Genomic DNA, 19,390 nt, shown 5'->3' on the forward strand with positions numbered 1-19,390 from the left:
CTCCGGGCGGCGGTGAGCCGGCGACGACCCTTGACCGCGGACCGTGATCGGCTTAGCTTCATCGATCAGGAAGGTCTCTTAACTGATTTCGCCCACCCCGCCCGGGAGTGCCGATGCGATCATCACGTCCCCGCCGTCTCACCGCCCTCGTCGCCCTGACCACCCTGCTCGTCACCGCCGCGCCACCGAACTCCGCCCACGCCAGCGGCAAGCCGGGCCGCAGCGACGGCTACCACCGGGTCGGCTACTTCACCCAGTGGGGCATCTACGGCCGGGCGTTCCCGGTCAAGAAACTCGACACCTCCGGCGCGGCGAGCCGCCTCACCCACGTCAACTACGCATTCGGCAACGTCAGCGAGGACGGACGGTGCCAGGTGGACGGTGGTCCGGGCGAGGGCGACGCCTGGGCCGACTACCAGCGTCCCGTCCCGGCGGAGGAGAGCGTGGACGGTTTCGCCGACGCCTGGGGCGAACCACTCAACGGCAACTTCGGCCAGTTGGCCAAGCTGAAGGCCAAGCACCCCGAGCTGAAGGTGATGATCTCGCTGGGCGGGTGGAGCTGGTCCACGTACTTCTCCAACGCCGCCCGCACCGACGCCGCCCGTCGGGCCTTCGTCTCCTCCTGCATCGACCTCTACCTCAGGGGAAACCTGCCGATCCTGGACGGCGGCAGCGGCGGTCCCGGTGCCGCCGCCGGGGTGTTCGACGGCATCGACCTGGACTGGGAGTGGCCCAACTGGCCGGGTGAGCCCGGCAACGTCATCCGCCCCGAGGACCGGGAGAACTTCACCAAACTGCTCGCCGAGTTCCGCCGGCAGCTCGACGCGTACGGCCGGCAGACGCGGCGGCATCACCCACTGACCGCCTTCCTCCCGGCCAACCCGGCCGCCATGGACGCCGGCTACGAGGGACGCAAGATCTTCAAGTACCTCGACTTCGCCACCGTGCAGGGCTACGACTTCCACGGCACCTGGGAAGCGGTGACCAATCAGCAGTCGGCGCTGCGCGTACCCAAGGGCGCGCCGGACGACCCGGACTTCTCGGTCGAGGTGGCGATCGACGGCTGGATCGCCCGTGGGGCACCCCGGCACAAGCTGGTCCTCGGCATCCCCTACTACGGGCAGGGCTGGACCGGCGTCACCGGCGACGGCAACGGGCTGTTCCAGGCGGCCACCGGGCCCGCGCCGGCCACCCACGCCGCCGGGTTCGAGGACTACAAGCAGCTCAAGAACCTCGCCCGGGACGGCTTCACCGTCCACCGCGACCTGCGCGCCGGGCACGCCTGGCTGTTCGACGGCACGACCTTCTGGACGTACGACGATCCGGTGGTGGTGCTGCAGAAGACGCTCTACGTCCGCCGGGCCGGCCTGGGCGGGGCGATGATCTGGTCGCTCGACGGCGACGACGACCGCGCAACCCTGACCAGGACGATCAGCCTGGGACTCACCACCCGATAGCCGTACCGTCCCCCGGTCGCCGTCCCCGACCGGCGGCCGGGCAGCGGACGCTCAACCGAGAATGCCCTCGTGCAGCGCGCGGAGCACGGCGTTCGTGCGGTCCCGCGCGCCGAGCTTGGTCAGGATCGTGGAGACGTGGTTCTTGACGGTGCCTTCGGCGAGGAACAACCCGTCGGCGATCTCCCGGTTGCTGTAGCCGTGCGCCACGAGCCGCAACACCTCCTGCTCGCGTTCGGTGAGGCGCTGCACCGGCGGCGCCTGCGGTCCGGCCGGGGACGGCCCGGAGCGGATCGCCCGCAGCATCCGGTCGGTGATCGACGGAGCGATGAGCGTGCCACCGCCGGCGAGCGTGCGGATGGCCCGGGTGAGCTGTTCCAGCGTGACGTCCTTCAGCAGATAGCCCCGGGCGCCCGCGCGCAACGCCGCCAGCACGAGTTCGTCGTCGTCGAACGTGGTCAGCACCAGCACCGGGATGTCGACGCCGTCCGCACGCAGCCGTTCCAGCGCCCAGATGCCGTCGAAGCGGGGCATCCGCAGGTCGAGCAGGATCACGTCGGGGGCGGTACGCGCGACGACCGGGAGCGCGGCCCGGCCGTCGTCGGCCTCGCCGACCACGTCGATTCCGGCGACCTCAAGCAGTCCACGGATGCCCTGCCGGATCAGGGTCTGGTCGTCGACCACCACCACCCGGGTCATCGCGCCGGCACCCGCGCGGTCACCCGGAACCCTTCGCCTCCGTCGACCGACAGCTCACCGCCGAGGGCGGCGAACCGTTCACCCAGGCCACGCAGCCCGTTGCCGAACGTCGGCTCCGGTGCGCCCCGGCCGTCGTCGCGGGCGTCCAGCACGGTCCCCCGTTCGTCGCCGGTCACCGAGATCCGCAGGGTACGCGCGTCGGCGTGCCGGATGGTGTTGGTGACGATCTCCTGAGTGGCCCGGACGAACGCCGCGCCGTCGTCCTCGTCGACGCGCACCGCCGGGGACACGTCGATGGTCACGTCGAGACCGGGCAGGTCCTGCGTCACCCGACGCAACGCCTGCTCAAGATCGGGACTTTCGGTGCGCAGCCGTCCGACCGTGGTCCGCACGTCGCCGAGCAGTTCCCGGGCCACCTGATCGGCCCGCTCAAGGTGGGTACGCACCGCCGGCCCCTCCAGGTGGCGGGCGGTCTCCAGCTCCAGGGTCAGCACGGTCAGCTGATGGCCGATCAGATCGTGCAGTTCGCGGGAGATGCGCAGCCGTTCCGCCGTGGCAGCCGAGTCCGACAGCAGGACGCTGGCCGCCTGCAACTCGACATGAGCCTCGGCCAGCTCGCGGCGCATCCGCTGCTCCCGCAGCAGGGTGACCGAGCTGAGCAGCGTCGCCAGTTGGATGAGCAGGTAGAAGATCAGAAGCATGACACCGTCGGCCGGAGCCCGCGTCATCGACGCCGCGCCGAAGGTGATCACGAGTGTGTTGGCGACCACGACCGCCAGCCCCACCGGCAGCGGCACCACGTAGACGCTCACCGCCGCGGTGAGGACCAGCAGCACCGGCAACAGCCCCAGGGTGGATGCGGTCAGCAGCAGGGCCCAGGCGGCGACGACGCTCGCGGCGAACGCCGCGAACCTGACCAGCCGGGACACGCGGGTGGCCACCGAGACGAGCATGGCGACCAGGTAGCAGGCGAACAGCGCGATCCACCAGCCGCGCCCGATCGTGGTCCCGATGGCGCCGAAGAGGCCGGGACCAGCGACGGCGACCGCCACCACGAGCATCGCGAGGCCGGACCACTCGTCTGTCCCGACCCGTCGCATGATCCCCACTCTAGGTCGGGCCGTGGCGAGCCCACCTGTGCCGGAAGTAATGCCGGCGGGTGATGACTTTCGGGACACGACACCGGCCGGACGGGTTCGTAGCGTCGAGGCATGCACAGCACCGAACCGGCGATCCTCGCCGAGCACCTCGCCAAGAGCTACCGCGATACGAGGGCGGTCGTCGATGTGAGTCTGCGGGTCGAGGTCGGTGAGACGGTCGGTGTGGTCGGTGCCAACGGCGCGGGCAAGACGACGACCGTCGAGATGATCGCCGGGTTACGCGTACCCGAACAGGGGCGGGTACGCGTACTCGGTCTCGATCCGCGCCGGGACCGGGCGCGGCTGCGACAGATCCTCGGCGTGCAGTTGCAGCAGGCCCAGCTGCACCACGCGCTCCGGGTCACCGAGCTGGTCGACCTCTACCGCAGCTTCTACCCCGATCCCCGGTCCACCGAGGAACTGCTGGACCTCGTCGAGCTGACCGAACAGCGCCGGACCAGCTTCGACAAGCTCTCCGGCGGGCAACAGCAGCGGCTCTCCATCGCCCTCGCCATCGCCGGACGACCCCGCGTGGTGATCCTCGACGAACTGACCACCGGGCTCGACCCGACGGCACGACGCCGGATGTGGGGCACGGTCGAGCGACTCAGCTCCGAAGGGGTGAGCGTGCTGCTCGTCAGTCACGCCATGGAGGAGGTCGAGCGGCTCTGCGACCGGGTCGTGGTGCTCGACGCCGGCCGGGTCGTCGCGCTCGACAGCCCGGCGGGCCTGATCACACGCGCCGGGACCGCCACCCTCGACGACGCGTTCGTCGCCCTCACCGGCCGGCAGTTGGCGGAGGAGCCCGCATGAACGCGCTCGTCGAGGCCCGTCGGCCCGGGCTGCGCTCGCTGGTCACCCTGATCGGTTGCGAGGCGAAGATGGTCGTCCGGGACACGGCCGGACTGGTGGTCCCCCTCTGCCTGCCGCTGCTGATCATGTTGACCAGCGCCTCCTCCGCGAGCCGGACCGTCGTCACCAACGGTCGCACCGCGTTGGACCTCTACGTCCTGCCACTCGTGTTCACCATGGTCGTCGCGATCATCGGCATCATCAACATGCCGAGCTTCCTCGCCTACTACCGACGCTCCGGGATCCTCCGCCGGCTCGGGGTCACCCCCGCGTCGCCGGCCATGGTCCTCGCCGCCCAGGCCGTGGTCAGCGTTCTCCAGGCGCTCGTCGGTATCGCGGCCGCTCTGGTCGTGGCGTTCCTGGCCTTCGGCGCCAGCCCGCCCGCCGACCTCGCCACCGCTGCCGGAGTGGTCGCGTTGGCGATGGCCGCGATGTACGGCACCGGCATGATCGTCGCGGCGGTCGCGCCCACCCCCAACTCCGCCGTCGCCATCGGTCTGGTCGGCTTCTTCGTTTTGGGCGCCGTCGGTGGCATGTTCGGCGGTCGCGACTCCCTGCCCGAGCCGCTCGCCGAGATCGGTGGCTGGCTGCCGTTCGGCGCGGCCGTCGAGGCCCTGTCGTCCGCCTGGGCCGGCACCGCGGTACCGGCGGCGAACCTGATCGGCCTCGGCACGACGGTCGTCGTCGCAGCAGTGGTCGCGGGTCTGCTGTTCCGGTGGGAGTGACCCGTCACCGCCACCGATGGACCACAACGCGCCCGCCGGCTGGCCGGACGCCCGTCCTGACCGACCGACCGGTCGGTCGGTCGGTCAGGACGGCTCGGCGGTGAGCAGGTAGTCGTCCGCCTCGGTGCTCCACCGCAGGCCCACGGCCCCTTCCGTGGCGGCGGCCTTGCAGAACTGCAGAAAGCCCCGGTAGCCCAGCTTCTTCTCGCTGAAGTCCGGCCGCACCCGCCGAAGCTGGTTCTTCAGGCCGGACAGGGCCACCTCCCCGGTCTCCCCGCCGAGATCACGGATGACGGAGCTGAGCAGCGCGAACGCCGTCTCCCGGTCGCCGTGTTCCGGCAGGGAGACCTCCGGGTCGCCCTTTGCCGGGCCTTCCGCCAGCTCGATCACACGCAGTTCGGCGAGGTGGCGCAGCAGTTCACCGAAGGTGCGGAACCCGTGGTCGGACTCGCTGAAGGTGGGATCCTTGCGCAACAGCGTCCGCTTCAACCGCGAGGCGGTCACCTCCCCGCCGGAGCCGCCCTGCAGACCCGCGACGGTCTGCGCGACGAGGACGGCGAGGGCGTCGGCGTCGCGGGCCGGCTCCTCGCTCGGCGTCGCCTCGATCTCCACCTGCTCGGCGGGCTGCGGCTCCGGCTCGGGCAGCCGGGCCGGACGGCCCCGCCGCCCCCGCGTCGGCAGGATGTCGACGCCCTCCAACCGGTCGTAGTAGAGGAACTCGTCGCAGGCCGGTGGCAGCAGGGCCGAGGTGGACTTCTCGACCCCCACACCGATCACCTGCTTGTTGAGTTCGCGGAGCTTGTGCACCAGCGGCGTGAAGTCGCTGTCGCCGGTGCACAGGACGAAGGTCGAGATGTACCCACGTTCGAAGGCCAGCTCGATCGCGTCGACGGCCATCTTGATGTCGGCGGCGTTCTTGCGGGTGGCACCCATCCGCTGCGGAATCTCGATCAGCTCGACGTGCGAGCGGGTCAACATCCGGCGGTCCTCGTCGAAGTACGACCAGTCGGCGTACGCCCGACGCACCACCACCCGGCCGCGCTCGGCCAGCGCGTCGGCGATCGGTCGGAAGTCGAACATCGCCCCGCCGTGGTGGTCGCGCACTCCCAGCGCCAGGTTCTCGTAGTCCAGAAACAGGGCGATCCGGTCCTCATGCTCCACCCGGGCAGCGTACGTCGTGCGGCCGGGACCCGGCCGAGGGCCGGTGGCACCGCGCCGCAACGGGAGCGTCACGGGTAGCGGCTACCATCGCCCGATGGATCTTCGCGGCACGATCAGCCCGGACCGTCCACTGCTCGTCCTGGCCATCGCCGAGGAGGCCGCATACCTCGACGCGGAGCTTCCGGTGCTGCTGACCGGGATGGGGAAGGTCAACGCCGCGGCCGCCGTCGCGGCGACGCTGGCCCGCTTCCCATTGCCGTCGGTGTTGGTCAACCTCGGCACCGCGGGCGCACTGCGCCCGGCCTGGACCGGCACCCACGAGATCGGCAGCGTCCTCCAGCACGACCTGGACACCGAGTTCATCCGCCGCCTCACCGGTCAGACCGTCGGCGCGCCGCTGGCCCTGGGCGACGGCCCGACGCTGGCCACCGGTGACCGGTTCATCGCCGACGACGAGGCCCGCGCGGCCCTGGCCCGTCGTGCCCATCTGGTAGACATGGAGGGGTACGCGGTGGCGTCGACGGCGCACGCCTTCGGCGTACCGGTCCGCGTGGTGAAGCAGGTCAGCGACGAGGCCGGCGACGGGGCTGAGCGCAGCTGGCAGGAGTCGGTGGACGGCTGCGCCCGCATCCTCGCCGGTTGGGTGCGGGACAACCTCCGACAGTGAGCTGCCGGCCGCCCAGCGCGGGGGTACTCGCGGTGACCGGCACGTTTGACGTCGCGAGGTCCGGGTAGCCGCGTTACTGCGGCTACGGATTGGAACGGAGCATGGAGCTGTCGGCACGCACGACGATCATCATGCGCAGCGGCATCCGAGGGGTCATCGCCGCGATGGCGATGTCCGGGTTACGCCAGGCCACCACCTCCCTGAATCTCGTGCAGAGTTCGCCGCCGAAGTCGGTGATGGAGAAGCTGGCGCCCGGACTGCTCGACCGATTGCCCGGCAATCAGCACCCGGCGGCCCTGGCGGTCGCGCACTGGGGCTACGGGCTCGGCGCCGGGCTCGCCTTCGGCGCGCTGCCCAAACGCCTACGTCATCGGATCTGGGTCGGCCCGCTCTACGGCATGGCGCTGCTGCTCAGCTTCCACACCACAATCGCGCCGGCCCTCGGCATCGATCGACGGCTGACCGACTGGCACGAACAGTTGGCCTTGGTCGCCGACCATCTGCTGTACGGCATCGTGGTGGCGGGCTTTCCGATGCCGCACCGGGACTGACAGTCAACTGTCCGCACCGGCGGCAGCGGGCACCGGCCGTGCCGAGCCTGCCGACGCGCCGCACGCACGTCGGCAGGCTCGTACCCGGGTCAGGCGCCGCCAGCCAGGTCGCGTCGGCGGAAGGCGGCCACGGCCGCCTGGACGAGGGCGCCCGCGAGCACGGTCAGCACCACCACCGCGACCACGCTGATGTCCTCCAGCGGGTACTCCCCCACGTGCTCGAAGGGCGACAGCCGCAGCACGTTCTCGGGTAGCTCCAGGATCGGGGCGAAATAGCCGGCGATCAGCCCGTAGCCGAGCACCACCCAGATCACCGGCAGCGTCCTCGGTGCCGCCGCGTAGAGCAGGGCAGCGGCCGCGAGGACCACCCAGACCGCCGGGGCGTGCGCGAGGTGGCCGACCAGCACGTCACCGAACAGACCGGCATCGCCGGTGCTCGCCGCCGCGCCGACCCCCATCCCCATGCCGGCGACCAGCAGCAGCCACGGTACGCCGAGCGCCACCACGGCGATGTGACTGCCGAGCCAGGCGGTCCGGCTCACCGATGTCGCCAACACCGGCTCGGCCCGTCCCTCGGTCTCCTCGGCGCGCAGCGACTGCACGGCGAGTACCGCGTAGACCCCGACGACGAGCGCCATGGTCAGTCCCATCATGCCCAGGTAGCCGGCGAGCAGGTCACCAGAACCACCACCCATGACCTCCACCAGGTCCTCGGGCGCGTCCTCGAAGCCGTCCAGCAGGGGCTGGGTGAACGAGCCGTAGGCCACGCCGGCGGTCAGCAGCGCCACGCTCCAGCCGATCAGGCTCGCCCGGTGCAGCCGGAACGCGAACGCGAGCGGGCCGGCCAGCCAGCTCGCGGCCCGTGGCGAGCCCGGTCGGGGCGGCACCAGGCCGGCGCCGAAGTCGCGTCGCGCCGACAGGACGTAGCCGGTGGCGGCGGTCGCCGCCGCGAAGGCCAGTGAGACGGCCAACGGCCACCAGCGGTCGTAAACGTACGCGGCGGTCTGCTGGGACCAGCCGATCGGCGACAGCCACGACAGCCAGGACGGTCCGCTGCCCTGCACCGCTGCCATGTCACCGAGGCCGCGCAACACGAACGCGGCCCCGAGCGCCGCCCCGGCCATGCCGGAGGCAGCCCGCGGGTACTCCGACAACTGGACGGTGACCGCGGCGATGCCGGCGAAGGCCAGCGCCACCGCACCGACGGAGGCACCGAACAGCATGGAGCCACCCGGGTCGAAGCCGCGGCCGGTCAGCATCGCACCGATCAGCAGGGCGACCAGCACCGCCATCACGGCGGTGAGGGTCAGCGCGGCGGTCAGTTGGGCGTGCCGACCGACCACGTTGGCGCGGACCAGCTCGGCCCGCCCGGTCCGCTCCTCGGTCCGGGTGTGCCGGACCACGGTGAGCAGGCCCATCAGACCGGCGCCGATCAGCACGTAGAGGCCGTACTGGCCGGCGAGGAAACGTTCGATGGTCAGGTCGTCGAAACCGAAGCCGGGTCCACCGAACAGGGCTCCGGCGGGGCTGCTGGTGAAGGCGGTCAGCCCCGCCAGATCCTCCGGAGTCTGCGCGATGGTGTCCAGCGCGGTGGCGAAGTAGGTCATCAGCAGCGGCAGACCGAGCGTCCAGGCGGGCAGCCGGATCCGGTCGCGGCGCAGCATGAACCTCAGCAGGCTGCCGGTCCCGGCGACGGCGGTGCCCGTGCCGGTACCGGCCGGTGCCGCACGGTCGAGCGTCGTCGCGGTCATCACGCCACCTTCCCGGCACGGTTGCCGACGAGCTGGTCACCGTAGTGCCGCAGCAGCAGCTGCTCCAGCGTCGGCGGCCGGACGGTCAGCCCCTGCACACCGAGGTCACCGAGTTCGCGTACCACGACGGCGAGTTGGTCGCCGTCGACCTCGAAGCGGACCTGGCCGTCGTCGGTGCGCAGGCCGTGCACGCCGGCCAGGTTGGCCAGGCCGTCGGCCGGCCGGTCGGTGACCGCCTCGACCGAGGTACGGGTGAGGTGGCGCAGTTCGGTGAGCGAACCGGTCTCGACGATCTTTCCCTGCCGGATGATCGAGATCTGGTCGGCGAGCACCTCGACCTGGGCGAGAATGTGGCTGGACAGCAGCACGGTGCGTCCGGCGTCCTTGACCTCGCGGATGCACTCCTGGAAGACCGCCTCCATCAGCGGGTCCAGCCCGGCGGTCGGCTCGTCGAGCAGGAGCAGCTCGACGTCGCTGGCCAGTGCCGCGATCAACGCCACCTTCTGCCGGTTGCCCTTGGAGTAGGTGCGGCCCTTCTTGCTCGGGTCGAGGTCGAAGCGCTGGCACAGCTCGTCCCGGCGGACCGGGTCGGTGCCGCCGCGCAGCCGGGCGAACAGGTCGATCGCCTCGCCGCCGGTGAGGTTGGGCCACAGCTCCACGTCGCCGGGCACGTAGGCGAGCCGTCGGTGCAGGGCGACCGCGTCGGCCCAGGGGTCGCCGCCGAGCAGGCGGACCTGGCCAGCGTCGGCGCGCAGCAGTCCGAGCAGGATCCGGATGGTGGTGGACTTGCCGGCGCCGTTGGGGCCGAGGAAGCCGTGCACGGTGCCGGAGCCGACCCGCAGGTCGAGTCCGTCAAGTGCCTTGACCCGGCCGAAGGACTTGTCGAGGTGGTGAATGTCGATGGCAGCAGTCATGGTGGTTGACCTCATTCGAGGTAGCCCCGGGCGTCCCGGGGAGCGATGTGATCGGTCAACGGATCCGGGGCGGCACCGCACGGATCCGGTGTGGTTCGCGCTGGTGCGCGGATGAGTGGGGCCACGCCGCGGCGTGGTGGCGGTTCAGCTCGCCGTACCGTCGGGGTCGGCGGCGTTCGATGCGGCCGACGGCGGATCCGGCACGTACATCAGGTATTCGTCGAGCATCGACCGGTCGACGAGCAGCCCTTCGGTGAACAACTCCAGCGCCGGCAGCGCCAGTTCGTCCATGTACTGGCGGAACAGGGCGGGAAACTTCTCGGGCTCCGCGTCGGCACCGTGCAGGGTGAACCAGAGCAGCATGCTGCCGGTCGCCTGGTACGCCAGGTAACGGGTGCGAGCGGCCCGGTCACGGCTGGGCCGCACCACCCCGGCCGCCTCCCCCGCCGACAGGTACGCCTCGGCGTCGCTGATCATGTGCTCGATCAGCTGGGCGGCCAGTTCCCCGCCGGCCTGCATGCTGCGCAGCAGGTACTGCACCATCGGCGCGAACTGCTCGACCTGGGCCATCTGCGCCAGCAGCATCGTCCCGCTGCCGTCGGTGAGCGCCTTCTTCTTCTCCCGGCGCATGACCTCCAGCACCTGCTCGTCGCAGGCGCGGCGGAGCCCCTCCTTCGAGCCGAAATGGTGCACGATCAGACCGGCGGTCACCCCGGCGTCCGCGGCGATGGTGCGCAGCCCGACCCGGAAGCCGTCGCGGGCGAAACGAGCGATGGCGGCGTCACGGATGCGGCTCGCGGTGGCCAACTCGCCGCCGCGCTCCTCCGAAGCTCCGCCCAGGGACGTCACGACACCAGATTAAACACTTGTTCAATCGCCCGGCAAGCCCTCCATCGCCGCAATCCTGCGAGACACCTGAGAATGATCTGATGACCTCGCTCACCATCCGCGAACGCCAGCCAGCCGACCTGCCCGGATGCGTCGACCTGCTGGCCGAGGTGCACCGTGTCGACGGCTATCCGCTCAACTGGCCGAGCGATCCGACCCGCTGGTTGTGCCCGCCGGAGCTGTGGCGGGCGTGGGTCGCCGGGACTGGCGGCGGCCTGGTGGGGCACCTCGCCGTCCACCGCACCCCGCCGACCGGACACGGCGCTTCCGGCCGTCCCCCGGCCGAGGTCGCCCGGCTGTTCGTCGCACCCACCTTCCGTCGCCGTCGGGTCGGTGCCTACCTGCTGCGGCACGTGCGGCAGTGGGCCGCGCAGCAACACCTGGACCTGGCCCTGGAGGTCGTCGACCAGGACCGGTCACCAGCCGTCGCGCTGTACGAACGGGAGGGCTGGCGACACGTTGTCACCGAGACCGCCAGGTGGAATGCGCCGGACGGCTCGAGGGTCACCCTGCGCCGTTTCGTGCTGCCCGCCGGAGACGGCCCAGGTCAGGGGCGCGGCCCGGCCGGCAACTGAGACTCAGTCGGGCTCGGGGGCGGGGATCTCGCGGAGACCGCCCTCGTCGAGGCGCAGCCACCGGTCTACGCCGATGTCGCGCAGGAAGCGTTCGTCGTGGCTGACCACCACGAACGCGCCCCGGTAGGCGTGCAACGCGTTCTCCAGCTGACTGACGCTTACCAGGTCGAGGTTGTTTGTCGGCTCGTCGAGCAGCAGCAGGTGCGGTGCCGGCTGGGCGTACAGGACACAGGCCAGGGTGGCGCGCAGGCGCTCGCCGCCGGAGAGGACGCCGACCGGCAGCTGGGCGCGGGCACCCCGGAACAGGAACCGGGCCAGCAGGTTCATCCGCTCCGACTGCGGGCGGTCCGGAGCGTACGCGGTGAGGTTCTCCAGCACGGTGCGGTCCGCGTCGAGCAGGTCCAGCCGCTGCGACAGGTACGCCACCCGGCCGTCGGCCCGACGCACCTGACCACCCTCCGGGTCCAGCTCGCCGAGCAGCAGGCGTAGCAGCGTGGACTTGCCAACGCCGTTGGGACCGGTCAGCGCGATCCGTTCCGGGCCGCGGATGGTCAGGTCGACGCCGTCCCCGGCGAACAGCGCCCGGTCGCCGTACCGGACCTGCATCCGCTGCCCCTCGACAAGGGTCCGGCCGGCCGGGACGTCGGTCTCCGGCAGATCCACCGCCAGCGTCTGATCGTCTCGCAGCGCCCGGCCGGCCTCGTCGAGCCGGGACTGCGCGTCGCTGACCCGGCTGGCGTGCGCCTGCTGGGCCCGGCCCGCCGACTCCTGGGCGCTGCGCTTGAGCCCACCGGCCACGATGCGGGCCAGGCCCGCGTTGCCGAGGTTGCGGGCTGCGTTGCCGGCTCGCCGTTCGGCGCGTTCGCGGGCCTGCTGCATCTCCCGCTTCTCCCGCTTGACCTCCAACTCGGCGCTGCGGACCTGGCGCTCCGCCAGCTCACGGGCGGCCCTCGCCGCCTCCTCGTAGGCGGTGAAATTGCCGCCGAACATGCGCACCTGCCCGCCGTCGAGTTCGGCGATGCGGTCCATCCGGTCCAGCAGCATCCGGTCGTGGCTGACCAGCAGCAGGCAGCCGGACCAGTTCTCCAGCACCGTGTAGAGCCGGTGCCGGGCGTCGATGTCGAGGTTGTTGGTCGGCTCGTCCAGCAGCAGCACGTCGGGACGCCGGAGCAGCTGGGCGGCCAAGCCGAGGGAGACGACCTGCCCGCCGCTGAGGGTGTGCAGGCGACGATCCAACGCCACCTCGCCCAGACCCAGGCGGTCGAGTTCGGCGCGGCTGCGCTCCTCGACGTCCCAGTCGTCACCGACCGTGGCGAAGTTCTCCTCGCTGGCGTCGCCGGCCTCGATCGCCCGCAACGCGGTCAACGCCGGGGCGACGCCGAGTACCTCCGCGACGATCAGGTCACCGGTCAGCGGAAGGTTCTGCGGCAGGTAGCCGAGTTCCCCCTCGACCGTCACGCCGCCCCCGGTGGGTACGAGATCGCTGGCGATCAGGCGCAGCAGCGTCGACTTGCCGGCGCCGTTCGGCGCGACCAGGCCGGTGCGACCCGGCGGCACGGTGAATGACAGGTCCTGGAAAACCGGGGTGTCGTCGGGCCAGGAAAAGGACAGGTTGGTGCAGACGACACAGACGTCGGACATCGAAGAAGACCTCGGATGAGAAGCCGGGGACACAACGCCCCGGTCAGGCAGACAGGGCCACGACACGACAGGCCGCCGTTCCGGCGGCAGGGCTGCTCACCCTGAGATGTCGTCGTCCCCCGAAAGCATGCCGAGCGCTCCTCGCTTCGTACCTGGCGGTTGATCCGCTGGGTAAGCCTAGCAAGTGTCGGTCCGGTCGGCACCGAACCGGGACACCCGCCGAGCCCCGAACCCCGGCGGGTGGGTCACCGATCAGGCCCGGATCCGGCCCCGCGCCCGCAGATACAGCAGCGCCGCCCCGGTCACCGCCACCGGCCAGAGCAGGTACCCGCCGGTCATGACCAGGAGGAACAGCACCACGCCGATGGTCGCGGCGGCGGCGTACCAGGCGGCGCTGCGGCGGGGCAGCAGCCGCAGCGCCGCCGCGACACCGATCACGTAGACGGTGCTGAAGGAACCGGTCGTGAGCAGCACCAGCGGATGGGTGCCGAGGCCGGTGACCAGGACCGCGCCCAGCGCGAGAAACGCCAGGGTGGCAGTGACGGCGAGGCTGCGGCGGGGCACCTCGCCGGCCACGCTGCCCCGGGCGAGCCAGCCCGGCAGCGCACCGTCGCGGCCGAGCGCCGCACCGAGCTTCGCCGCTCCGGCGTAGTAGGCGTTCATCGCGCCGAAGGTCAGCAGCAGCGCCGCCCCGGCGACCAACCAGCGGGTGTCGCCGCCGAGCGCGACCGCGAACAGCTCGCCGAGCGGTGCCGTGGAGTCCGCCGCAGCCGAGCCGAGCACGGCGACGGTCGCGAAGGCCACCGCCAGATACAGCGTGCCGACCACGACGACCGCCGCGGCGGTGGCCCGGGTCAGGTCCCGCCCCGGACGGCGGAACTCGCCCGTCAGGTGGGTGATCGCCTCCCAACCGACGAAGCTCCACATCAGCAGCGCCGCCGCGGGACCGACGGCGGTCAGGCCGTGCGGGGCGAAGGGCGTGAGGTTCGCGGCGTCCGCGTGTGGCAGCGACAGCAGCACGGCCAACAGCAGGAACGCGACAAGCGCTCCGGCGAGCGCGAGCTGCACCCGGCCGGCGACCTGCACACCGGCGTGGTTGGTGGCGGTGACCGCGATCATCAGTAGCGCCGCCGTGACCGCGATGGTCAGCGTACCGCCGCCGACCGCCGCCTCGACGTAGGCGGCGCCGAACAGCGCCGCCGCGGATGCGCCCGGCGGCACCGCGAAGTAGAAGCACCAACCGACGACGGCCGCCGCCCGCGGTCCGAAGGCCATCCGGGCGTACGTCGACACGCCACCGGCATCCGGGTGGCGGGAACCGAGCGCGGCGAACGTGGCGGCCAGTGGAGCGGAGACGATCACGAGCAGCAGCCAGGCGAGCAGCGAGGCGGGGCCGGCGGCCTCGGCCGCCAGCGCGGGCAGCGCGATCACGCCGGTACCCAGTACGGCACCGACGTAGAGAGCGGTGCCCTGGGCGGCGGTCAGCCGACCGCCGGTCACCGGCGTGGCATGGGTCAGGGTCATGTGATCACCGTCGTCCAGACCGGCCGGCCGGGACAGCAGGATTGATGCCGAGCTGCGTTAGATTCCTGCCATGCGTCCGCACGTCGTCGCGGTGGCGGTGACCGACAACCTGCCGCTCTTCGAGCTGGCCGTCCCGCAGGAGGTGTTCGGCACCGACCGGCGGGACATCGTCGACCCGTGGTACGAGATGCGCCTGTGCGCGGCCGAGCCGGGTCCGCTGCGTACCACGGGTGGCTCGTGGCTCGATCCCGCGTACGGCCTGGACGATCTGGTCGAGGCCGATACCGTGCTGGTGCCCGGCTGCGCGCGGCCCATCCAGACCAGTCCGCCGGCAGAGCTGGTCGAGGCGCTACGCACCGCGTACGCGCGGGGCAGCCGCATCGTCGGCATCTGTACCGGCGCGTACCCGATCGCCGCAGCCGGCCTGCTCGACGGCCGCCGCGCCACCACGCACTGGATGAACGCGCAGGACTTCGCCGGCCGGTTCCCGCTGGTCGACCTCGACCCCCGGGTGCTCTATGTGGCGGAGGGCACCATCTTCACCTCGGCCGGTACGGCCGCCGCCATCGACCTGTGCCTGCACCTGGTGCGGCTGGACCACGGTGCCGCGGTGGCCGCCGAGGTGGCCCGGCGGATGGTGGTGGCGCCGCAGCGGGGCGCCGAGCACACCCAGTATCCGGCGCCGCCGGTGCGCGGAACGTCCCCGGCCGATCTGAGCCCGGTGCTGGAGTGGGCTCGGCAACGCCTCGACCGGCCGCTGTCGGTCAACGACCTGGCCCGCGCGGCCAACCTGAGCCCGCGTACCCTGGCCCGCCGGTTCCGCGACTCGCTCGGCACGACGCCGTTGCAGTGGCTGTTGGAGCAGCGGGTCCGGCTGGCACAGGAGTTGCTGGAGACCACCGAGGATCCGGTCGAGCGGATCGCGCACCGTACCGGCTTCGGTAGCGGCGCCAACCTGCGCCAGCACTTCGGCCGGATCAGCGGAATGACCCCGCAGACCTACCGGCACGTCTTCCGGTACCGGGCCGGCGCGTCTGCCCGCCCGACGGCACCGCACCGGCCGGCCGGCCAGCCACTGCGGTAGCGCCGGCCGCCGTTTGATTCGCCAGCCGCCGCCGCTGCGTCGTTACCGAAAACTTCCGGAAGTTGTGGCCAGGGCTGTGCTGTCGACATAACATGCACGCGCTTGAATCCGTCCGAAGGGCCACATCAGACACACCCCGCCAGCACCGACACAAAGTAGAGGGATTTCGATGCGCCTCTGGAACCTCTCCCATCGATCACGACGCCGATCCCGAACCGTCGCGCTGCTCTGCTCCGCAGCGCTCGTCACGGCGGTCGCCGTGGCACCCGCACCGGCAGCCGCCGCCGAGACCGTCCTCGCCAACGACTTCGAGTCCGGCTCGTACGCGCCGTGGGGACCACGCGGCGACATCACCCTCGCCATCGCCGACGAGGGACACGAGAGCGACAGCAGCCTGTCGGTCACCGGCCGTACGGCGAACTGGCAGGGCGCGGCGACGAGCGCGACGGCGCTGTTCCGGCCCGGTACGCAGTACTCGGTCACCGCCTGGGTGAAGCTGCCGGCCGGCACCGAGGGCACCGCCGGAGTGCACTTCACCGTCGAGGCGACCCCGGCCGACGGCGGAGACAACACCTACACCTGGATCGGCGGCGACGTCCCCGCCACCGCCGAGAGCTGGGTGCAGATCGGCGGCACCTACACGCTGCCCGACGGGCTCAGCGCCGCCACCCTCTACGTAGAGGCTGCGGAAAGCACCCCGTTCCTCCTCGACGACGTGCTGATCACCGGACCGGACGGCGGACCGGGCGGACCTGAACCCGGCACCGTCGTCATCGACACCGACTTCGAGGACGGACTGGACGGCTGGGGTCCGCGCGACAGCGGTCCCGGCGCCCCGACCGTCGAGATCAGCGACGTCGCGCACGGTGGGACGGCAGCGGCGCTCGTCACCGACCGGGTCAACCAGGGTGCCGGGCTCGGGCGCGACGTCGCCGGCCTGTTCGAGGCCGGCGTCACCTACGAGTTCAGCGCCTGGCTGCGGTTCGCCGAGGGCCAGCCGACCGACCAGATCTGGCTCAGCCTGGCCAGCACCTCCGGTGGCAGCCAGTCGTTCAGCACCCTCGCCCAGTTCGAGTCCATCACGAACACGGGATGGACCGAGGTGAGCGCCCGGTTCACCATGCCTGCCTCCGACGAGGCCCTGCTCTACTTCGAGACCCGCTGGCAGGGCGCGGACGTGACCGGCAACACCAGCGACTTCCTGATCGACGACATCATCGTCCGGGTGCCCGAACCGCCCGTCATCGAGGACCTCACCCCCATTCACGAGACCACCGACTTCCCGGTCGGCGTGGCCATCGACGCCCGGGAGACCGTCGGCGGCCCCGCACAGTTGCTGAACCGGCACTTCAACCAGGTCACGCACGAGAACCACATGAAGCCCGAGGCCTGGTACGACGACGAGCGCAACTTCCGGCCCCACGAGCAGGCGCTCGCCGTGATGGACTTCGCCCGCGACAACGACCTGCGCGTCTACGGTCACGTGCTGGTCTGGCACAGCCAGACCCCGACCTGGTTCTTCCAGGATGCCGAGGGCCAGCCGCTCACCACGTCTGCGGAACACCAGCAGCTGCTGCGCGACCGGCTGCGTACCCACATCTTCGACGTGGCCGAATCACTGTCCGAGCGCTACGGTCCGTTCGGCTCTCCCACCAACCCGCTGTACGCCTGGGACGTCGTCAACGAGGTGATCAGCGACAGCGGCGAGTACGCCGACGGCCTGCGCCGCAGCGAGTGGTACCGGATTCTCGGCGAGAACTTCATCGACCTGTCGTTCGAGTACGCGCACGAGGCGTTCAACGACGTACACGCCGTACCCGGCAGCGACCCGGTGACCCTGTTCATCAACGACTACAACACCGAGCAGAGCGGCAAGCAGGCCCGCTACCGGGCGCTGGTGCAGCGGCTGGTCGACCGGGACGTGCCGATCGACGGGGTGGGGCACCAGTTCCACGTCTCGCTGGCCACGCCGGTCAGCAGCCTGGCGGCCACCTTGGACGCCTTCGCCGAGCTGCCGCTGACCCAGGCCGTCACCGAACTCGACGTCACCACCGGCACCCCGGTGACCCAGGCGCGGCTCATCGAGCAGGGCTACTTCTACCGGGATGCCTTCCGGATCTTCCGGGAGCACACCGACGACCTGTTCGCCGTCACGGTGTGGGGGCTCACCGACGGCCGCTCGTGGCGGGCAGCCAACGCGCCGCTGCTGTTCGACGACAACCTGCGGGCCAAGCCGGCCTACTACGGGGCGGTCGACGGTGACCTGCCGGCGCGTCTGCGTACAGCCAACGTCTTCGCCGGTGACCTGGCCCTCACGGCCGCCGCGCCGAAGGACCTGACCTGGCGCAAACTGCCCCTGCACCCGATCGAGGACACGGCCCGGTTCCAGTTGCGCTGGGCGCCGGACCACCTGACCGCGTACGTCACGGTCGACGACGCCGCGGTGTCCGACGACGACCAGGTCACCTTCGCGCTCGGCGACGAGACCTACCGGGTCGCCCGCGACGGCAGCGGCGACGTGCCGGCCGTGGCAGCCGAGCGGGACGGCGGCTACCACCTGGTCGCTCACCTGCCGCTGGTCGACGCCGCCGAGGGCGACACCCGCACCCTCGACGTACGGGTGACCGACAACGGCACGACCTCCGGCTGGAACACCCCGGGCGCCGTGGGCACCCTGAGCCTGGTCGAGGAGCTGTCATACCTGGAGGTACGGGAGACGGCCACCGCGCCGGTCATCGACGGCACGGTGGACGCCGGCTGGTCCCAGGCCACGTCGGTCACCACCGCCAAGCAGGTTTCCGGCACCGACGGCGCGACCGCGAACGTCCGTACCCTCTGGCAGGGCCAGACGCTGTACGTGCTGGCCGAGGTCACCGACCCGGTGGTGGATGTCTCCGGCTCCGACCCGTGGACCCAGGACTCGGTCGAGATCTACGTCGACGCCGGCAACGCCAAGAACGGTCCGTTCCGCTACGACGACACCCAGATCCGGATCAACGCCGACAACGTCGTGTCGTTCGGCACCGGTGACGAGGCGTTCCAGGCCGGACGACTGGAGAGCGCTGCCGTGCGTACCGAGACCGGATACACCGTCGAGGCGGCGATCAGTCTGCTCGAATACGGTGGCCTCGGCACGTTCCACGGCCTGGACTTCCAGGTCAACGACGCCTCCGACGGCGCACGCACGTCGATCCGAAACTGGGCGGAACAGAACGGCGAGGGTTACCAGACCACCGCCCGCTGGGGCGTGGGCCGGCTGGTCGCCGGTTCCAACGTGGAGATCGCGATGGAGCGGATCGCCCGGTGGAACTCCGACAGCGGCGGCGGCTACTGCGCCACCATCACCGCCACCAACAACGGCGACAAGCCCGTCGAGTGGACCGCGGTGGTCGACCTGGAGGGTGACATGTACACCGCCTGGAACTTCAAACGGGAGCAGCTCGTCGACGGCAGCTACCGGATCAAGGGGGTGAACTGGAACCGGACCCTGGCGGCCGGCGCCAGCACCTTCAGCATCGGCTACTGCGCCAACCTGTGACACCCGGCCCGGGCCACGTCGGCCGACCACGCTGACAGGCCGGGGCCGGTGAGGTAGCTCCGGTGGTGGCCACCGCTCGTTCTGCGCGGTGGCCACCATCTGTATGTCCGCGCTCCGGACCTTCGGGCGCCGTCCACCTGCCGGACGCCTCGTCCGAATCATGGGAATGACAGGTCCCCGGGAACTTCGGACCCCCGGCGGCCGACCACATACCTGTGACGTGCCGC

General features: G+C 71.2%; 16 protein-coding genes and 1 pseudogene. 8 read left to right on the top strand and 9 right to left on the bottom strand.

Annotated elements, in window-relative coordinates; genetic code table 11:
• Positions 1 to 113: 113 nt before the first annotated feature.
• Positions 114 to 1,457 carry a glycoside hydrolase family 18 protein gene (locus O7601_RS23535; protein WP_281563262.1) on the top strand — a complete coding sequence of 448 codons (1,344 nt, stop codon included), beginning with the start codon at positions 114 to 116 and terminating at the stop codon, positions 1,455 to 1,457.
• A 51-nt stretch (positions 1,458 to 1,508) separates the two neighbouring features.
• Here the strand turns inward: O7601_RS23535 and O7601_RS23540 are convergent, their stop codons facing one another.
• Complete coding sequence (locus O7601_RS23540) at positions 1,509 to 2,153, bottom strand: response regulator transcription factor (RefSeq protein ID WP_281563263.1); 645 nt, start codon at positions 2,151 to 2,153, stop codon at positions 1,509 to 1,511.
• The gene (locus O7601_RS23545; RefSeq protein ID WP_281563264.1) at positions 2,150 to 3,253 is read right to left on the bottom strand and encodes a histidine kinase; all 1,104 of its coding nucleotides are present in this window, start codon (positions 3,251 to 3,253) and stop codon (positions 2,150 to 2,152) included. Before O7601_RS23545 ends, O7601_RS23540 begins: the two co-directional genes overlap by 4 nt.
• 111 nt (positions 3,254 to 3,364) lie before the next feature.
• On the opposite strand from O7601_RS23545, the gene O7601_RS23550 reads away from it, so the two are divergent.
• Both O7601_RS23550 and O7601_RS23555 read left to right on the top strand, forming a co-directional pair.
• The gene (locus O7601_RS23550; protein WP_281563265.1) at positions 3,365 to 4,105 is read left to right on the top strand and encodes an ABC transporter ATP-binding protein; all 741 of its coding nucleotides are present in this window, start codon (positions 3,365 to 3,367) and stop codon (positions 4,103 to 4,105) included.
• The gene (locus tag O7601_RS23555) at positions 4,102 to 4,869 is read left to right on the top strand and encodes an ABC transporter permease (RefSeq protein ID WP_281563266.1); all 768 of its coding nucleotides are present in this window, start codon (positions 4,102 to 4,104) and stop codon (positions 4,867 to 4,869) included. The genes O7601_RS23550 and O7601_RS23555 overlap by 4 nt, the downstream gene beginning before the upstream one ends.
• 84 nt (positions 4,870 to 4,953) lie before the next feature.
• On the opposite strand, the gene O7601_RS23560 is transcribed toward O7601_RS23555, so the two are convergent.
• Complete coding sequence (locus O7601_RS23560) at positions 4,954 to 6,030, bottom strand: NYN domain-containing protein (RefSeq protein WP_281563267.1); 1,077 nt, start codon at positions 6,028 to 6,030, stop codon at positions 4,954 to 4,956.
• 94 nt (positions 6,031 to 6,124) lie between these two features.
• Here O7601_RS23560 and O7601_RS23565 point away from each other — a divergent pair, with 94 nt between their 5' ends.
• The gene (locus O7601_RS23565) at positions 6,125 to 6,697 is read left to right on the top strand and encodes a nucleosidase (RefSeq protein WP_281563268.1); all 573 of its coding nucleotides are present in this window, start codon (positions 6,125 to 6,127) and stop codon (positions 6,695 to 6,697) included.
• Positions 6,698 to 6,798: 101 nt separating this feature from the next.
• Positions 6,799 to 7,248 carry a hypothetical protein gene (locus O7601_RS23570; protein WP_281563269.1) on the top strand — a complete coding sequence of 150 codons (450 nt, stop codon included), beginning with the start codon at positions 6,799 to 6,801 and terminating at the stop codon, positions 7,246 to 7,248.
• Positions 7,249 to 7,337: 89 nt separating this feature from the next.
• Here the strand turns inward: O7601_RS23570 and O7601_RS23575 are convergent, their stop codons facing one another.
• From O7601_RS23575 to O7601_RS29520, 4 genes and pseudogenes are all read right to left on the bottom strand, one after another.
• Positions 7,338 to 8,999, bottom strand: coding sequence for an ABC transporter permease (locus O7601_RS23575; RefSeq protein WP_281563270.1), 1,662 nt, complete (start codon positions 8,997 to 8,999; stop codon positions 7,338 to 7,340).
• Positions 8,999 to 9,913 (bottom strand): ABC transporter ATP-binding protein, encoded by a 915-nt coding sequence (locus tag O7601_RS23580; protein WP_281563271.1) that lies wholly within the window; start codon positions 9,911 to 9,913, stop codon positions 8,999 to 9,001. The genes O7601_RS23575 and O7601_RS23580 overlap by 1 nt, the downstream gene beginning before the upstream one ends.
• Positions 9,914 to 10,057: 144 nt before the next feature.
• The gene (locus O7601_RS23585) at positions 10,058 to 10,543 is read right to left on the bottom strand and encodes a hypothetical protein (RefSeq protein ID WP_348650270.1); all 486 of its coding nucleotides are present in this window, start codon (positions 10,541 to 10,543) and stop codon (positions 10,058 to 10,060) included.
• 33 nt (positions 10,544 to 10,576) lie between these two features.
• A pseudogene (locus tag O7601_RS29520) lies at positions 10,577 to 10,762 on the bottom strand (helix-turn-helix domain-containing protein); the annotation flags it as partial.
• Positions 10,763 to 10,842: 80 nt separating this feature from the next.
• Here O7601_RS29520 and O7601_RS23590 point away from each other — a divergent pair.
• Positions 10,843 to 11,376, top strand: a complete 534-nt coding sequence (locus O7601_RS23590) for a GNAT family N-acetyltransferase (protein WP_281563273.1) — start codon at positions 10,843 to 10,845, stop codon at positions 11,374 to 11,376.
• A 3-nt stretch (positions 11,377 to 11,379) separates the two neighbouring features.
• Here the strand turns inward: O7601_RS23590 and abc-f are convergent, their stop codons facing one another.
• Entirely contained in the window at positions 11,380 to 13,017 is a 1,638-nt protein-coding gene (abc-f, locus tag O7601_RS23595) for a ribosomal protection-like ABC-F family protein (protein ID WP_281563274.1), read from the bottom strand.
• Between the two features lie 252 nt (positions 13,018 to 13,269).
• Positions 13,270 to 14,541 carry an amino acid permease gene (locus O7601_RS23600; RefSeq protein WP_348650210.1) on the bottom strand — a complete coding sequence of 424 codons (1,272 nt, stop codon included), beginning with the start codon at positions 14,539 to 14,541 and terminating at the stop codon, positions 13,270 to 13,272.
• 70 nt (positions 14,542 to 14,611) lie between these two features.
• On the opposite strand from O7601_RS23600, the gene O7601_RS23605 reads away from it, so the two are divergent.
• Complete coding sequence (locus tag O7601_RS23605) at positions 14,612 to 15,625, top strand: helix-turn-helix domain-containing protein (RefSeq protein ID WP_348650211.1); 1,014 nt, start codon at positions 14,612 to 14,614, stop codon at positions 15,623 to 15,625.
• A gap of 169 nt (positions 15,626 to 15,794) precedes the next feature.
• On the top strand, positions 15,795 to 19,163 hold the full coding sequence (locus O7601_RS23610; RefSeq protein ID WP_281563275.1) for an endo-1,4-beta-xylanase: 3,369 nt from the start codon (positions 15,795 to 15,797) through the stop codon (positions 19,161 to 19,163).
• Positions 19,164 to 19,390 lie beyond the last annotated feature (227 nt).

This window comes from Verrucosispora sp. WMMD573 (assembly GCF_027497175.1).
Taxonomy (GTDB): domain Bacteria; phylum Actinomycetota; class Actinomycetes; order Mycobacteriales; family Micromonosporaceae; genus Micromonospora.

What these genes read in the sequence shown, in the direction of transcription:
- O7601_RS23535 (WP_281563262.1), top strand. Translation starts at nt 114, where the DNA reads ATGCGATCATCACGTCCCCGCCGTCTCACCGCCCTCGTCGCCCTGACC.
- O7601_RS23540 (WP_281563263.1), bottom strand. Translation starts at nt 2,153, where the DNA reads ATGACCCGGGTGGTGGTGGTCGACGACCAGACCCTGATCCGGCAGGGC.
- O7601_RS23545 (WP_281563264.1), bottom strand. Translation starts at nt 3,253, where the DNA reads ATGCGACGGGTCGGGACAGACGAGTGGTCCGGCCTCGCGATGCTCGTG.
- O7601_RS23550 (WP_281563265.1), top strand. Translation starts at nt 3,365, where the DNA reads ATGCACAGCACCGAACCGGCGATCCTCGCCGAGCACCTCGCCAAGAGC.
- O7601_RS23555 (WP_281563266.1), top strand. Translation starts at nt 4,102, where the DNA reads ATGAACGCGCTCGTCGAGGCCCGTCGGCCCGGGCTGCGCTCGCTGGTC.
- O7601_RS23565 (WP_281563268.1), top strand. Translation starts at nt 6,125, where the DNA reads ATGGATCTTCGCGGCACGATCAGCCCGGACCGTCCACTGCTCGTCCTG.
- O7601_RS23570 (WP_281563269.1), top strand. Translation starts at nt 6,799, where the DNA reads ATGGAGCTGTCGGCACGCACGACGATCATCATGCGCAGCGGCATCCGA.
- O7601_RS23575 (WP_281563270.1), bottom strand. Translation starts at nt 8,999, where the DNA reads ATGACCGCGACGACGCTCGACCGTGCGGCACCGGCCGGTACCGGCACG.
- O7601_RS23580 (WP_281563271.1), bottom strand. Translation starts at nt 9,913, where the DNA reads ATGACTGCTGCCATCGACATTCACCACCTCGACAAGTCCTTCGGCCGG.
- O7601_RS23585 (WP_348650270.1), bottom strand. Translation starts at nt 10,543, where the DNA reads ATGCGCCGGGAGAAGAAGAAGGCGCTCACCGACGGCAGCGGGACGATG.
- O7601_RS23590 (WP_281563273.1), top strand. Translation starts at nt 10,843, where the DNA reads ATGACCTCGCTCACCATCCGCGAACGCCAGCCAGCCGACCTGCCCGGA.
- abc-f (WP_281563274.1), bottom strand. Translation starts at nt 13,017, where the DNA reads ATGTCCGACGTCTGTGTCGTCTGCACCAACCTGTCCTTTTCCTGGCCC.
- O7601_RS23600 (WP_348650210.1), bottom strand. Translation starts at nt 14,541, where the DNA reads ATGACCCTGACCCATGCCACGCCGGTGACCGGCGGTCGGCTGACCGCC.
- O7601_RS23605 (WP_348650211.1), top strand. Translation starts at nt 14,612, where the DNA reads ATGCGTCCGCACGTCGTCGCGGTGGCGGTGACCGACAACCTGCCGCTC.
- O7601_RS23610 (WP_281563275.1), top strand. Translation starts at nt 15,795, where the DNA reads ATGCGCCTCTGGAACCTCTCCCATCGATCACGACGCCGATCCCGAACC.